Below are 14,931 nucleotides of genomic sequence, written 5' to 3' on the forward strand. Positions count from 1 at the left end.
GCGCGGCCCCGACGACCACACCCGGCGGCCGCCACCGCCTCCCCGCCGACGTTCTTCCTCCGCCGCTGCGCCTTCGCACGGCCCTGACAGAGAGCACCACACGATGACTCACTCCTCCCCGCCTTCCGCCCCGCCGCGACACGCCGTCATCATCGGCGGCAGCCTGGCCGGCATGCTCGCCGCCGCCGTCCTCGCCGAGCACGCGACGGTCACGATCATCGAGGCGGACACCCTGCCGGACGGTCCCGAGCCCCGCCGCGGACTCCCGCAGGCCCGCCACACCCATCTGCTGTGGTCGGGCGGTGCACGCGCCATCGAGGAGATCCTGCCGGGCATCACCGACGACTGGACGGCAGCCGGCGCCTTCCGCCGCAGCCTCCCCACCGACCTGGTCTCCAAGACCGCCCAGGGCTGGCTGCCGCGCCACGAAGAGATGCAGTTCAACATCTCCTGCAGCCGTGACCTCCTCGACTCGGTGGTCCGCTCCCGCGTCATCGGGCTGCCCGGGGTCACCACCCTGCAGCAGAGCCGGGTCCGCGGCCTGGAGGGCACCGCGGCCCGGATCACCGGGGTCCGGGCGGACACCCCCGACGAGGAGAACCGCCTGATCGCCGCCGATCTCGTGGTCGACGCGAGCGGCCGCGGCTCCCGGGCCCGCAGCTGGCTGGAGGCGCTCGGCGTCAGCGGCCTGAAGGAAGCCGAGGTCGATTCCGGACTCGTCTACGCGACCCGCATCTTCGAAGCCCCCGAGGGAGCCCACGCCCTGGGCTTCCCCATCATCAACGTCCAGTCCGACCCCCGGGTGCCCGTACCCGGCCAGACCGCGACGATCGTCCCCATCGAGAACGGCCGCTGGCAAGCCACCCTGTCCGGCACCCGCGGCGGCCAGCCCACCGCCGACCCGGAGTCCTTCATCCCGTTCGCCAAGGGGGTCCGCGACCCCATCGTCGGTGAACTCCTCGAAGGCAAGAAGCCGCTCACCGACGTCTCCGTCACCCAGGGCACCGCCAACCGCCGGATCTTCTTCGAGAAGGCCGACCTCCCCGACGGCTTCTTCGCCGTCGGGGACTCGGTCGCCACCTTCAACCCGCTCTACGGCCAGGGCATGACGGTCGCGGCCCAGGGCATCCTGGCCGTCCGTACGCTGCTGCGCGCGAAGGGCCTCTCCCACGCGGGCATCGGCCGCGCGGCGCAGCGGGCCATCGCCCCGCAGGTGGCCGTCGCCTGGGACCTCGCCACCTCGCAGGACATCCTGTACCCGGGCGCCACGGGCATGAATCCGCGCCCCGGTGCCGGGCTGCTCAACGGGTACGTCGAGCGGCTGATGACCGGCGCCACCACCAGGGCCTCCCTCACCGCCGCCCTGCTCCAGGTCATCACCATGAACCGGGCGCCCACCTACTGGATCCGCCCCGGGGTGGTCTGGGAGGTGCTGCGCACATCGGACCGGGGCGCGCTGAAGGCCGCTCCGCTGACCTCCGCCGAGCGGACCGTGGCGGGTCTGGACCAGGACGGGCCGGCCGGCACCGGCGGCCCCCTCGGACCGGTCGACCCCGCCGGCCAGGCACGATGACCGAAAGCCTCGTCCTCTACGTCCCGGGTGCGGTGATCGCCACGGCGCTGATCGTCAAGGCGCCGACGTTGAGACGGGGTTGGGAGCAGCCCCTGCTGCGGGCCGTGTGCACCCTCCTCGTCGGGGGTTCGCTCGCGGTCTTCCTCTCGGCGCCGCCGACCATCGTGGCCGTCAACCGGCTGACCGGCGTCGTCAACTTCTCGGCTCCCCTGGTGTACAGCCTGCTCACGGCCTTCTCGGGCGCCTGTGTCGTGGTGATCCTGCACTGGAGCGGGACCCCGGCCACCGTCGTGCGCCGGGCCACCCGGCTGACGGTGGCCGCGTACGGCGCGGTGGTGGTGGCGATCGTGACCCTGTTCGCCCTGGGCGAGGCTCCCGTCGAGCGGCTGCGGGACATGGACACGTACTACGCCGACACGCCCTTCCTGCGCGAGATGATCATCTGCTATCTGACGGCGCACACCGTGGGCAGCACCGCGCTCACGGTGCTGTGCCGCAAGTGGCTGCGGCGCCTGTCCCCCTCGATGCTGCCGCTGCGCCCGCTCCGTACGGGACTTGCCCTGCTGATGCTGGGAGGCGCTTTCGACCTGGTCTTCCTCGCGGCGAAGTGGACGGCGATGGCAGCGCGCTGGAGCGGCCGGGACCTGGACTTCCTGTCCACCACCGTGGCCCCGCCGCTGGCCGCGGCGGCGGCCCTGCTGGTGGGCGCCGGTTTCCTGGTGCCGCTGGTCGGGGGTTCGGCGCCCTGGAAGGACTACTGCCGCTACCGGCGGCTGCGGCCGCTCTGGGCGGCGTTGCGCGGGTTCTCCCCGGGCGGGCTGCGGCCCGTACCGCTGACCTGGTGGTCACCGGTCGGAATCCGGCTGGTCCACCGCGAATCGGTGATCGACGACGGCATCCTGGCACTCGCCGGCTGGTTCGACCCCGCCGTGCGCGAGGAGGCGTACGGGGCCGCGCGCGCTCAGGGCCGGTCCGAGGAGGAGGCCGCCCTGGTGTCGGACGCGGCCATGCTGGCGGCGGCCTGCTGCCGCCGTGCGGAGGCAGACCGGGCGGGGGCGGAACGGGCGGGTGCGGAACGGGCAGCGGCAGAACGCGCGGAGGCCGGCCCGGAGACCGCCCCCGCGGCCGGGCCCCACCCCGGTTTCCCGGTCCCGTACCGCCTGGACTCCCGCCCGCTGACCGAGCTGGCCCACGCGTTCCAGACCTCCCCGATCGTGGCCGGGGCCCGCGACCGGGCCGCGCGCTCCTGACTGCGGGCCGCCTGCGCCGGCCCGGTCAGGTCGTGGCCGCCAGCGCTTCGCGGGCCGCGGCCGCCTCGCCCGTCAGGACCTTGAGCCGCTTGGTGAAGAAGACCATCACCGCGCCGGCCGCGATCACCATGGCGCCCTGCCACAGGAAGTTCCAGCTCTGTCCGATGACCGCGTCGAGCCGGGGCAGCTGGGCGCCGATCGCGTCTCCGGTGGCGGCGGCGAGGAACCAGACGCCCATCATCTGGTTGGTGAAGGCCCGCGGGGCGAGCTTCGTGGTGACCGAGAGGCCCACCGGGCTCAGGCACATCTCGCCCATCACCTGGATCACGTACACGCCCACCAGCCACATCAGCGAGACCTTGACCCCGCTGGAGGCGATGGCCGCGGCGCCCGACATGACCACGAAGGAGGCGCCGGTCAGCAGCAGGGCCAGGCCGAACTTGAACGGGGTGCTCATGTGCTTGCCCCGGCGCACCCAGAAGGCGGCGAAGACGGGCGCCAGGATGATCACGAACAGCGAGGGCAGCGCCTGGGTCCAGCTGGCCGGGATGTGCCAGCCGAGGAGGGACAGGTCGGTCTTCTGGGCGGCGAACAGGTTCAGCTCGTTGCCCATCTGGTCGTAGACCAGCCAGAACAGCGTGGCGGCCAGGAAGAGCCACACGTAGGCCCGCAGCCGGGTCTTCTCGACCCGGTCGATCTTGGGGCTGCGGTACATCGAGAGCAGCACGCCCGCCGGGACCACCACGGCGACGACCGTCAGCACGAAGGTGATGTTGTCGATGCTCAGCGCGTGCGAGGCGGCCAGCAGGGTGACCAGCACGGCCGTGAAGACCAGGCCGTACGAGGAGGACTTGCGCACCTTGGCCCGCTCGGCGGGGGTGAGCCGGACCACGGGCTCCGGGCGCAGCTGCTGCGAGAGCTTGCGGCCGCCGATGACGTACTGCACCAGGCCCAGCGCCATGCCGACGGCGGCGGCGCCGAAGCCGAGGTGCCAGTTGACCTCCTCGCCGAGGTAGCCGACGACGAGCGGGGCGATGACGGCGCCGAGGTTGATGCCCATGTAGAAGATCGAGTAGCCGGCGTCGCGCCGCTGGTCGTCGTCGGCGGCGTACAGCCGGCCGACCAGTGCGGAGATGTTCGGCTTGAGCAGGCCGGTGCCGATGACGATGAGGACCAGGCCGGGCCAGACGAAGACCGGGTTCGGGACGGCCATCAGGACGTGACCGGCCATGATGACCACGCCGCCCCACAGGACGGCCCGCCGGGCGCCGAGGAAGCGGTCGGCGATCCAGCCGCCGGGCAGCGCCAGCAGCGAGATCATGGCCATGTAGACGCCTTCCACGGCCTCCGCGGTGCCCTCGTGGAGGCCCATGCCCCCGTGGCCGCGGGAGGCCGCCAGGAAGTGCACGAGGATGGCGACCATGCCGTAGAGGCTGAAACGCTCCCACAGCTCGGCGAGGACGAGGGTGGCGAGCCCGCGCGGGTGGCGCTTCCCGCCCACCGCCGCCGCGTCCGGTGCTGCGTCCGACGCCGGGTGCTTCTGCATATCCATCGAAGGCTTCACATATTCAGTGGAGCCCTCCCGCGCCGGACCGGGATCCTCCTTTCGGCCCGTTACCGGGGGAAACGCAACGCCCCGGACCGAAGGGCCCGGGGCGTTCGCCGTACGGCGGGGGGTGCGGGACGGGTCAGAGGTCCGCGAGGGCCAGGCCGGCCTGCGCGGCGGCGGCCTGGACGGTCTGCTCCAGCAGCACCGCGATGGTCATCGGGCCGACGCCGCCCGGAACCGGGGTGATCAGCGAGGCGCGGGCGGCGGCCGACTCGAAGTGGACGTCGCCGACGTTGCCCTCGTTGTAGCCGGCGTCCAGCACCACGGCGCCCGGCTTGATGTCCTCGCCGCGGATGAACTCGGCCTTGCCGACGGCGGCGACCAGCACGTCCGCCTGGCGGACGATGGACGGCAGGTCCACGGTGCGGGAGTGGCAGTAGGTGACGGTGGCGTTCTGCTCCAGCAGCAGCATCCCGGCGGGCTTGCCCAGGATCGCGCTGCGGCCGACGACCACGGCGTGCTTGCCGGTCAGGTCCACGTCGTAGGCCTCCAGCAGCCGCATGATGCCGCCGGGGGTGCAGGAGACGAAGCCCGGCAGTCCGAAGCCCATGGCGGCGAAGGAGTGCATGGTGACCCCGTCGACGTCCTTGCCCGGGGCGATGGCCTCGAAGGCGGCGCGCTCGTCGATGTGGTGCGGGACCGGGTGCTGGAGCAGGATGCCGCTGATCTCCGGGTCCTCGGAGAGCGCGGTCAGGGTGGCGACGAGTTCCTCGGTGGTCGTCGCGGCCGGCAGCTCCACGTGGCGGGAGGTGATCCCGGCCTTGGCGCAGCGGTTCTGCTTCATGCGGACGTAGGTGACGGAGGCGGGGTCCTCGCCGACCAGCACGGTCGCAAGACAGGGCGCGGTACCGGTGCGCTCGGTGATCTTCGCCGCGTACTCGGCGGTCTGCTCCGAGATGCGGCGGGCGAGGGCGGTGCCGTCCATCAGGGTGGCGGTCCGGGCCTGCTGGGCGGTCGTCTGAGGTGTCATCGGGGCTCCTGGGCGTCGCTGCGGGATCGCGGTTCGCCCAGGCGCGCGGCAGTCGGCGTACGGGATGCGGGTGTACGCCGGGCCGCTCCCCGGTGGTGATCCACCCGAACGCCAGTCACGGCCCGCCGCCCAGTGTAGGCGACCGCCTCCCGACAAGTCCGCGGGGTCCGGCGTGGGCACCGGCCCGGCAATCCGGTGGATGGACGGCGCCGGACCTGGGACGATCGAGACATGACGCGCACTTTCGACCATCTCGTCGCGGAAGCGGAATCCGTCTCCGTGGACGGCTGGGACTTCTCCTGGCTCGACGGCCGCGCCACCGAGCAGCGCCCCTCCTGGGGCTACCAGCGCCTCCTGGCCCGGCACCTGGCGCAGGTCGGCTCCGCCCTGGACATCCAGACCGGCGGCGGAGAGGTACTCGCCGGAGCCGGGCCCCTGCCCGGCCTGACGGTGGCCACCGAATCGTGGCCGCCGAACGTCCACAAGGCGACACAGCTGCTGCACCCGCTCGGCGCGGTGGTGGTCGCGGACACCGACGAGCCGCCGCTGCCGTTCGGCGACGGGGCCTTCGAGTTCGTCGCCAGCCGGCATCCGGTGACGATCTGGTGGGAGGAGATCGCGCGGGTGCTGAAGCCCGGCGGCACGTACCTCTCCCAGCAGGTCGGCCCGGCGAGCGTCTTCGAGCTCGTGGAGTACTTCCTGGGGCCGCAGCCGGAGCAGGTCCGGCGGGCCCGGCACCCCGACGGCGCGGTCGCCGGGGCCACCGAAGCGGGACTGGAGGTGGTCGATCTGCGCTCCGAACGACTGCGGACGGAGTTCCACGACATCGGAGCCGTGATCTACTTTCTGAGGAAGGTGATCTGGATGGTGCCCGGCTTCACGGTCGGACAGCATCGGGACCGGTTGCGCGAGCTGCACGAACAGATCGAGCACGAAGGCCCGTTCGTCGCACACACCGCCCGTTTTCTCATCGAGGCCCGCAAAACGGGCTGACAAAACGGGCGGACGCGACCACCCGCGACCGGCTCCCCGGTCACGGCGTGGCGCAGGTCACTCAATTCAGCGCGTAACGAATCTACTCGGGCATGCGATGAACCGACAGGTGTCCTCGTGCGGCCCGGAATACAGACCCCCCTCGGGTCTGTTTCCCGAGTTCGCGCGATGATGTCCCGCCACCCCTTTATTTGTTCGCAACGAGAGGCTCCTTGTGTCGCTCAGCCCGTCCCGTACGTTCCCCACGGAGATCGCCGAATCCGAGGCCCTGGTCGCGCTTGTCGAGCGTGGCCGCGAGCAGGGTCACATCAACGGTGATGACGTGCGCCAGGCCTTCGAGGCCGGCCGCATCCCGGTGGACCAGTGGAAGCGGGTCCTGCGCAGCCTGAACCAGGTCCTGGACGAGGAGGGCGTCGCGCTGCACGTCAGCGCCGCCCCCGCCACGAAGGCTCCCGCCAAGAAGGCGCGCAAGGCGGCCGCCGCCCCGGCGCGCACCGTCGCCAAGAAGGCTGCCGCCCCGCCGCGCCTCATCGGTGCGCGCAAGACGGCCGCCACCACCCCCGCCGCGGCGATATCCGACCCGTCGGCCTCCGGGACCGAGGAGGAGGTGGCGGCAGATGCCGCCGCCGCGCCGAAGAAGCGTGCGGTCAAGAAGACCGCCGTGAAGAAGACCGCCGTGAAGAAGACGGCCGCCACGAAGAAGACCGCCAAGGACGGCGACGAGGGCGACGCCCCCGTGGCCGAGGGCGAGGACTGGGCCGCCGAGGACCTGGACGAGGGCGACGAGAAGGAGACGCCCAAGACGGGCGGCAGCGCCGGCTTCGTCCTGTCCGACGACGACGAGGACGACGCCCCGGCCCAGACCGTCATGGTCGCCGGTGCCACCGCCGACCCCGTCAAGGACTACCTCAAGCTCATCGGCAAGGTGCCGCTGCTCAACGCCGAGCAGGAGGTGGAGCTGGCCAAGCGCATCGAGGCCGGTCTCTTCTCCGAGTACAAGCTCGAAGAGGAGGAGGACCACAAGCCCGCGTTCAAGCGCGAGCTGGAGATCCTCGTCGAGGACGGCCGCCGGGCCAAGAACCACCTGCTGGAGGCCAACCTCCGCCTCGTGGTCTCCCTCGCCAAGCGCTACACCGGCCGCGGCATGCTCTTCCTGGACCTGATCCAGGAGGGCAACGTCGGTCTGATCCGCGCCGTGGAGAAGTTCGACTACACCAAGGGCTTCAAGTTCTCCACGTACGCCACCTGGTGGATCCGGCAGGCGATCACCCGCGCCATGGCCGACCAGTCGCGCACCATCCGCATCCCCGTCCACATGGTCGAGATCATCAACAAGCTGGCCCGTGTCCAGCGCCAGATGCTCCAGGACCTCGGCCGGGAGCCCACTCCGGAGGAGCTGGGCAAGGAACTCGACATGACCCCCGAGAAGGTCATCGAGGTCCAGAAGTACGGCCGCGAGCCGATCTCCCTGCACACCCCGCTGGGTGAGGAGGGCGACAGCGAGTTCGGTGACCTCATCGAGGACTCCGAGGCGGTCGTGCCGGCCGACGCGGTCTCCTTCACCTTCCTCCAGGAGCAGCTCCAGTCCATCCTGGGCACGCTCTCGGAGCGCGAGGCCGGCGTGGTCTCCATGCGCTACGGCCTCAACGACGGCCAGCCGAAGACCCTCGACGAGATCGGTCGCGTGTACGGGGTCACCCGTGAGCGCATCCGCCAGATCGAGTCGAAGACCATGTCGAAGCTCCGCCACCCGTCGCGCTCGCAGGTGCTGCGCGACTACCTCGACTAAAAAGTCGGGTCACGCCCCTCAGGCCAGTCGGAAGACCGGCCCGCGGGGCGTGAACGGCAGGGAGGCACCCTGCGGGATCAGATAGGCGTGCTCGCGCCGGATCCGCAGGGTGTCGCACTCGCCGTCCGTGATCACGAGGACCGGGGCGCCGGGCGGGAAGTCCTCCGCCCGGTGCAGCAGGTCGATGCCCGGTTGCAGGACCGTTCCGCCCCGGCCGCGGACCCGGACCCGCCCGGCGATCTCGGTCGGTGGCAGATAGCCCGCGTCGTACGGCGCCGCGTCGCAGAACACGACGCGTGCCGCCGGTACGTCGCGGGCTTCCGCGTACGAGGCGATCGCGCCCAGCGCCTTGCCGAGCAGGGCGGCGTTCATCGACCCCGAGGTGTCGAGGACCACGCCGAAGGTGCAGCGGGCGGTCTCCTCGACCGGGAAGTACCGGCCCGCGCGCGGGATGTCCGGCGTGGCGGCCTGCCGGCGGGCCGGGCGGGCGTAGGACCGTACGGCCACGGGCCGCGGCACGTACGCGTCGAACCAGCGGGCGAGCGCCGCGTCCCACGGCACCGGCGGGTGGGCCAGCGCCCGGATCTCCTGGATCAGCCCGGCGGGCAGCAGTCCGCGCTCCCCGTAAGCGTGCAGGTCGAAGCCCTGGACCAGGCCGCGCCGGTAGAAGTCGTCCAGGTCCGTGTACGGACAGCTGGCCGGGTGCGGCAGCGGCTCGCCCAGGATGTCCCCGCGGCCCTTGCCGCGCAGGGTGGCGAGGCGGCGCATGCGGCGCAGGTCGGACGTGATCCGGTCGTAGACCTCCTCGACGGAGAGGTCTTTGAGCGCCGGGTCGTGGAGCAGCCCTTCGGGCATCTCGCCGACGTCCATCTCCACGAGCCAGCCGTTGACCACGTAGTCGGCGGCCACGTTGTGCAGGTACGGGTCGCGGGCGCCGCGGCGCTCCCCGTGGCGCAGGGCGGCGTGCAGCATCTCGTGGGCCAGGATGAACCGCCATTCCCCGTCGGTGAAACTGCGCAGCGGGTTGACGTAGATCTCCCCGGCGCTCGCGCTGACGGCGGCGATGTCGATGCCCTGGGCGCGGGCCAGCTCGGCGTCGGCGACGATCTTCAGTCCGGCGGCGAGGCCCCCGAGCAGCGGGTACGAGGAGACGAACCAGTTCAGGGCCCGGTCCCACGGGTGGAGGCGGACCCGCTCACCGGTGACCCGGTCGCGGCGGCCGCCGGCCACGTCCATGGCGGCCGAGACGCTGCGGGTCAGGGCGTGCGCGAAAGCGGCCTCCCAGTCGGGGACGGCTGAGTTCCACGCCCGCCACGCCACCAGGACCTGGTCGGGGTGGTCCCCGGCGGTGCCGCAGTTCTCGTGGGCGGCGGGGATTCCGTCGCGGCGCCAGCGGGCGGCGAGCAGGTCCTCGTCGCCGCCGGGGTGCTCGGCGGGCAGGCGGTCCGGGGTCCAGCCGGGTGCGAAGCTCGCCAGGAAGCGGTTGACGACGGCGCAGCGGGCGGCCAGGTCGAAGCGGTCGGGCTGGGGGCGGTCCTCGTCCTTGGCGGCGGGCACGTGTCCGAAGCCGAGGTGGAGCAGCGCGTGGGAGAGCGTCCAGGCCCATGCCTCGGGTGTGGCGCGCCGGGTGGGGTGGACGTGGACGGTGCCGTTGGAGTCGACGGCCGCCAGTCCCCCGGCGGGGGTGGCCGCGCACTTGGCCTGGCGGCAGACGGTGGCGGAGACGGCGGCGAGGGCCGGGTTCCGCTTGACCAGGGCGAGGCCCTCGGCGAAGGCCTGGGCGGCCGGGTCGGGCTTGGCGTCGGCGGAGTTCTTGCGGGTGGTGCGGCTCACCGGCGGGCCTCGACCAGGCGCGGCATGTCGCGGGCCGCTTCGACGAGGAACCAGGCGGGCAGCACGGGCAGGCCGTCGGCATCGTCGGCGATGACGGTCTGGGCGACCTCGACGGAGATCTCGGCGAGCTGGACGAGGAGGGACTTGGCCCGGTGGGCGGCCTGCCGGACGGCGGGCGAGACGTGTTCGCGCCGTGCGGGCAGCTCCTTGACCAGTCGGCCGCGGAAGGCGTCGGCCAGGTAGTAGAGCAGGTCGCGGTCGGCGGGGCGGGTGGGCCAGTTCGCGTCGCCCTTCATGATCGCCTCGATGCCGAAGGAGTGGCGGACGATCTTCGCGTAGCCGCAGAAGGAGACGGCGTGTGCCGGGGTGAGGGTGCCGTGGGCGATCACCTTCAGGGTCGTCTCGTCCAGGTCCGGGCCGAAGGAGTGCAGGGCGTCCGAGAGCATGTGCCAGGAACGCGGCGTGGAGAACGGCTCCTCCGTCTTCGGCGGCTGCGACCACAGGTGGTCGGGCCGGTCGGTGAGGTAGTCGGTGACCCACGGGTGGATGCCGTGCTCGCCGGCCCAGACCAGCCAGTCCCCGGCGGAGGAGTTCAGGTGGACGTGGGTGAGGCGGTTGACCAGCGCGGAGGCGATGGGGCGGGCCAGGGCGTTGTCGGTGGCCCGGTTGCCCGCGCCGATGACGATGGAGCCCGCGGGCAGCTCGTAGGAGCCGATCCGCCGGTCGAGGATGAGGGAGTAGAAGGCCTTCTGCACGTCGGGGCCCGCGGCGTTGAGCTCGTCGAGGAACAGGCAGTACGGCTCCTCGCGGGCGATGGCCTCGGGCGGGCAGAACACGGAACGCCCGTCACGGATCTGCGGTACGCCGATCAGGTCCTCGGGCGCGAGCTGGGTACCGAGCAGGCTCACGCACTCCAGCCCCAGCGAGTCGGCGAACTTCCGCACGAGCGAGGACTTGCCGATGCCGGGCGCTCCCCAGAGGAACACGGGCCGCACGGTGGCGAGGCCGAGGAGCAGTTCGGGGAGCTGGGCGGGGGTGACGGTGACGGCAGCCTGCACGGGCGGGGATGTCCTTAGGGGTACGGGGTACCCGGACCGGGTCCGGGTGCGCGGTGCGCGGTGCGCCCAGTGTGGGCGCACCGCGTGTCCCGGAGCATCCGGTTTTTCCCGGGGCGTCCCCGCGGAGCTCAGGCCGCGGAGTGCTCCAGCAGGTGCTTGAGCTTCTCCTCGCTGCGCGGCATCTCCTTGCGGACCATGGGCCTGACCGCGAGCGGGACGAACGCCCTGCCCATGCCGTGGGCCTCGAAGTCGACGGCGAGGGTCACGCGCGAGCGGGTGCCGCCGTCGAGGGGTTCTATGTGGCCCCGCACGTCCGGCCGGACCGGCCCGTCGAGGCCGTGGAAGTGCCAGCTCCTCGGCGGGTCGAGTTCCATGACCTGCATGGTCGTGGGGATCCTCCGCTTGCCGATCTGCCGGGTGATGACGACCTTCGAACCTACGTGGACGGGGAGGTCCCCCATCGGCACGGCCGACACGGCACTGTCCTGCCACTCCGGCAGGTGCGTGGGGTCCGTGATGTACGAGTAGACGTCCTCGGGACTGCGGTCAATGTCGATGCTGTTGCTGATCGCGGACATGGCGACCCCTTGGAGCCCCCCTGATGGACTCTGCTTCCACCGTACGCCCCGGGCGGGCCGGCGCGCGATGCCTTCAGCCGGAGGCCTGGGTCGTGTCCGCAATGTCATTGCGGGAGCCAGAGCCGTAGGCAGGCGAGGGTGAGGAGGGCTGTGTAGTGGCGGGCTCCTTTGTCGGGTGCGGCTCCTGGCGGGTGCGCAACCGGTCGGCCGGCAACGTGCCCGCCATCGCGATCAGACCGCCGCCGAGCGTGGCGACCGGCGTTCCCCACTCCATGCCCTGTCCACCAGGCGGTGTTCCGGAAGGGGTCCGCCCTCCGTCGTCGTGTCCCGCAGATCGTGCCCGTCGGCATCGCGGGCGTGCGGCGGGCGGTGGAGGTGAAGGCGCCCGCCTCGGGCACGGGTCCGAGGCGGGCGCATTCTGGGCTATCTACGTGGGTCCGCTCCGGATGGCCCCAGGAGGGAGCCGGGAGCCGCTCGGGTCGTCGGGCCGGGGCAGGCTGGCCGGCCTCAGAGGAGGGATACCTTGTACTTGGCGAGGGCCTCGGGCACCGGCTGGTAGAACGTCGTGCCGCCGACCGAGCAGTTGCCGCTGCCGCCGGAGGTGATGCCGAGCGCCTTCGTGCCGTCGTACAGCGCGCCGCCCGAATCGCCCGGCTCCGCGCACACGTTGGTCTGGATCATGCCGCGGACCGTGCCGCCGCCGCTGTAGTGGACGGTGGCGTTCAGAGCGGTGACCGTTCCGCTCTTCGTGCCGGTGGTGGAGCCGCTCCGCTTGACGGACTCACCCACGTAGGCGTTGGCGGCGGTGAAGCCGCCGGGGTGGCTGAGCGAGGTGTTGGCGTAGCGGACCAGCGCGTAGTCGTTGCCGGGGAAGCTCGAACCGACGGTGGGGCCGATCAGCGTGCTCTGGGCGGAGTTGGTGTACCAGGTACCGACCACGTTGCCGCAGTGACCGGCGGTGAGGAAGGAGTACGTGCTGCCGCTGACGACGTTGAAGGCGACCGAACAGCGGTAACCGCCGCCGTAGATGGCATCGCCCGGGCCCAGCAAGCGGGTGAACGCCCCGGCGGTGCGCTCGATTCGTAGCGCACCCGCCTCGGCCCCCGCCGCCTTTCTGATCTTCGTGAGGTCGGCGGCGGACACCGTGCTGTCGGCCGTCACGACGACCCGGCCGCTCGCCTGGTCCACGTACCACGCGGTGCCCGCGACATCGGCCCCCAGAACAGCCTGGTCGACCTTGGCCAGCTGCGTTGCGCCGAAGGACTGCGGGGTGGCTGCCCGGGCGGTGGGGATGGCGAGTGCGGTGGCCGTCAGCAGGCCTGCGGCGACGACGGCGAGAGCGGCTCGCCTCGCGGTGCCGGCGGGGGAACTGGTGCGCGTGATCCTCACTGATCTCCTCCTCGGAGCGTCGGGGCCCATGGGGTCGGGGCCCTGTGAGGCGCATTTCAGGGCATGGCGTGTCCCTGACAAGCGCTCGGGCGAGTATGCGGAAGGCATGGCGCCGCGCACAAGACCGCGGACCCCGGCCCGCTCCGTCAAACGCTCACGGGTGGCCCCCGTGGTCGCGCGCAGGGTTGCGGCAGCCCGTCACGGCCCTTCCGTACCCCGTCGCCCACCCCGGTTGTCGCCGGTGCCACCCGGGGCCGGCGAGGGCCCCAAAAGTCGGTGAGGTCCGAGGGGTTCTCAGTGCAATTTCACATTGCTATGTTACGCGTCACTGCCGCATCCACCCCTGCCCACCTGTCAGGAGACCTCCTTGCCCGCTTCGAGATCCGTGCGCGCTTCCCTGCTCACCGCCGCGATAGCCGCGGCGCTCGCACTGTCCGCGTTCCCCTCCGCCCAGGCCGCCGCGTCCGCCCCGGGTTCCGGGGCCGCGTCCGCGTCCGTATCCGCGTCCGGGTCCGCGGCGAAGGCGGGGCCCGCGCACACCAACAACGGTCGCGACAAGGGCGACCGCGTGGAGCGGGCCGCCACTTCCGCGTCCGCCACCCAGGCCGCCGGCGGGGGCAGCTGTCACTCGCCGAAGTGCAAGGCCGAGCTGGAAGCCCGGCTCTTCCCGTACACGTACACCTACGACAAGGGCGCGATCAAGGTCCGCACCGCGCTCGACCGGGCCACCGTCGACCAGCTCTACTACGCGAGCAAGCAGGTCAAGACGCAGTTCCACCGCGTGCTCGGCACCGATCAGCCACTCGCGGGCGACACCAACGCCACCCTCACCGTCGTGCTCTACGCCTCGCGCGCCGACTACGTGGCGTACCAACCGGTCCTCACCGGTCTGAGCACCGAGAACGGCGGTATGTACATCGAGTCCACGGCTACCTTCTACACGTACCAGCGGCGTGTTCCCCAGGACTCCTCGCTGACCCTGGAGGAGCTGTTCCGGCACGAGTACACCCACTACCTCAACGGCCGCTTCGCCGTTCCGGGCACCTTCGGTTCCGGATCCTGGTACAGCGGTGACCGGACCACGGCGATGGACGAGGGGACGGCGGAGTTCTTCGACGGAGCCACCCGCGACGACGGGGTCGCGGTGCGCAAGTCCCTGATCCAGGGGGTCATCGACGACACGGCGGCCGGCGACCCGCGGATGACCGTCGACCAGCTCCTGCACGCGACCTACGCCGGGGACGGCTTCCGGTTCTACGACTACGCGGGCACCTTCTACGAGTACCTGTGGCGCGACAAGCCCTCCGAACTCCAGGCCATGTACCGGCTCCTGCGGCCCAATGACGTCACCGGATTCGACGCCTGGCGCAACCGTCTCGGTGCCGACGCGGCCGTCCAGCGCGGCTACGACACCTTCCTCGACGTACAGATCGCCAAGGTCGGCGACCTGTACGTTCCGAACACGGCGTTCCAGCCCACCGGGACCCTGACCCACGACACCGCGGCCCAGGTACAGTCGGCCCTCGCCGCTGTCAGCGGGACCACGCCGCAGTGCGCGGACACGGGCGCCACCGGCACCAACCGGCGCTTCGTGTGCACGGGGCAGCTCACGGCCACGCTGAGCAGCGCGACCAACCCTGACCTGGTCTTCAAGGACATGTCGGCTGCCACCGACAGCCGGCTGATCGAGCGCGCGCTCGGCAGCGGCACCAACTTCCAGGACACCAACTGCTGGTTCGGCCCGGCCGCGATCGCGGGAAGCGCCGGAACCTCGTCGTACACCTGCGAGGGTCCGCTGCGGGGCTGACGTCCGCGTCGCGGCCCGATGGGCGCCCACAATCGGTTGCGGAAGTGGGCCACCTGGCCGCCGACAACCGCTGCCGGCCCCT

Annotated in this window: 10 protein-coding genes, 1 pseudogene and 1 riboswitch; of the genes and pseudogenes, 5 read left to right on the forward strand and 6 right to left on the reverse strand. The window is 71.7% G+C overall.

The annotated features are described in order from the left end of the window. Positions 1-103: 103 nt before the first annotated feature. Both AC3IX6_RS05405 and AC3IX6_RS05410 read left to right on the forward strand, forming a co-directional pair. The gene (locus AC3IX6_RS05405; RefSeq protein WP_489369105.1) at positions 104-1,573 is read left to right on the forward strand and encodes an NAD(P)/FAD-dependent oxidoreductase; all 1,470 of its coding nucleotides are present in this window, start codon (positions 104-106) and stop codon (positions 1,571-1,573) included. Continuing rightward, positions 1,570-2,823 (forward strand): MAB_1171c family putative transporter, encoded by a 1,254-nt coding sequence (locus AC3IX6_RS05410; RefSeq protein ID WP_489369106.1) that lies wholly within the window; start codon positions 1,570-1,572, stop codon positions 2,821-2,823. Before AC3IX6_RS05405 ends, AC3IX6_RS05410 begins: the two co-directional genes overlap by 4 nt. Positions 2,824-2,848: 25 nt before the next feature. Here the strand turns inward: AC3IX6_RS05410 and AC3IX6_RS05415 are convergent, their stop codons facing one another. Together AC3IX6_RS05415 and AC3IX6_RS05420 are read right to left on the reverse strand one after the other, a co-directional pair. Beyond that, positions 2,849-4,375, reverse strand: a complete 1,527-nt coding sequence (locus AC3IX6_RS05415; protein ID WP_489369107.1) for a peptide MFS transporter — start codon at positions 4,373-4,375, stop codon at positions 2,849-2,851. A gap of 136 nt (positions 4,376-4,511) precedes the next feature. Beyond that, entirely contained in the window at positions 4,512-5,402 is an 891-nt protein-coding gene (locus tag AC3IX6_RS05420) for a bifunctional 5,10-methylenetetrahydrofolate dehydrogenase/5,10-methenyltetrahydrofolate cyclohydrolase (RefSeq protein WP_489369108.1), read from the reverse strand. 28 nt (positions 5,403-5,430) lie between these two features. Then, positions 5,431-5,531: riboswitch (ZMP/ZTP riboswitch) on the reverse strand. Positions 5,532-5,633: 102 nt separating this feature from the next. Between AC3IX6_RS05420 and AC3IX6_RS05425 the strand changes: the two genes are divergently transcribed. Continuing rightward, positions 5,634-6,395, forward strand: a complete 762-nt coding sequence (locus AC3IX6_RS05425; RefSeq protein ID WP_489369109.1) for a methyltransferase domain-containing protein — start codon at positions 5,634-5,636, stop codon at positions 6,393-6,395. 214 nt (positions 6,396-6,609) lie between these two features. Continuing rightward, a complete protein-coding gene (locus AC3IX6_RS05430) occupies positions 6,610-8,184 on the forward strand; it encodes an RNA polymerase sigma factor (protein ID WP_489369110.1) in 1,575 nt (524 codons plus the stop codon). 18 nt (positions 8,185-8,202) lie between these two features. Here AC3IX6_RS05430 and AC3IX6_RS05435 read toward each other — a convergent pair whose 3' ends face one another. The 4 genes from AC3IX6_RS05435 to AC3IX6_RS05450 form a co-directional block, all read right to left on the reverse strand. Next, positions 8,203-10,017 (reverse strand): vWA domain-containing protein, encoded by a 1,815-nt coding sequence (locus AC3IX6_RS05435; RefSeq protein ID WP_489369111.1) that lies wholly within the window; start codon positions 10,015-10,017, stop codon positions 8,203-8,205. Further along, positions 10,014-11,075, reverse strand: coding sequence for an ATP-binding protein (locus AC3IX6_RS05440; protein WP_489369112.1), 1,062 nt, complete (start codon positions 11,073-11,075; stop codon positions 10,014-10,016). Before AC3IX6_RS05440 ends, AC3IX6_RS05435 begins: the two co-directional genes overlap by 4 nt. Positions 11,076-11,203: 128 nt before the next feature. Next, entirely contained in the window at positions 11,204-11,653 is a 450-nt protein-coding gene (locus AC3IX6_RS05445) for an SRPBCC family protein (RefSeq protein WP_489369113.1), read from the reverse strand. Positions 11,654-12,160: 507 nt separating this feature from the next. After that, positions 12,161-13,042 (reverse strand): S1 family peptidase, encoded by an 882-nt coding sequence (locus AC3IX6_RS05450; protein ID WP_489369114.1) that lies wholly within the window; start codon positions 13,040-13,042, stop codon positions 12,161-12,163. Between the two features lie 637 nt (positions 13,043-13,679). On the opposite strand from AC3IX6_RS05450, the pseudogene AC3IX6_RS05455 reads away from it, so the two are divergent. Beyond that, positions 13,680-14,849 (forward strand): annotated as a pseudogene (locus AC3IX6_RS05455) (collagenase); the annotation flags it as partial. Between the last annotated feature and the right edge of the window lie 82 nt (positions 14,850-14,931).

Source organism: Streptomyces sp. GL_141, from assembly GCF_057834385.1.

Excerpts from the sequence above, each read along its gene's own strand:
- AC3IX6_RS05405 (WP_489369105.1), top strand. The coding sequence starts at position 104 with ATGACTCACTCCTCCCCGCCTTCCGCCCCGCCGCGACACGCCGTCATC.
- AC3IX6_RS05410 (WP_489369106.1), top strand. The coding sequence starts at position 1,570 with ATGACCGAAAGCCTCGTCCTCTACGTCCCGGGTGCGGTGATCGCCACG.
- AC3IX6_RS05415 (WP_489369107.1), bottom strand. The coding sequence starts at position 4,375 with ATGGATATGCAGAAGCACCCGGCGTCGGACGCAGCACCGGACGCGGCG.
- AC3IX6_RS05420 (WP_489369108.1), bottom strand. The coding sequence starts at position 5,402 with ATGACACCTCAGACGACCGCCCAGCAGGCCCGGACCGCCACCCTGATG.
- AC3IX6_RS05425 (WP_489369109.1), top strand. The coding sequence starts at position 5,634 with ATGACGCGCACTTTCGACCATCTCGTCGCGGAAGCGGAATCCGTCTCC.
- AC3IX6_RS05445 (WP_489369113.1), bottom strand. The coding sequence starts at position 11,653 with ATGTCCGCGATCAGCAACAGCATCGACATTGACCGCAGTCCCGAGGAC.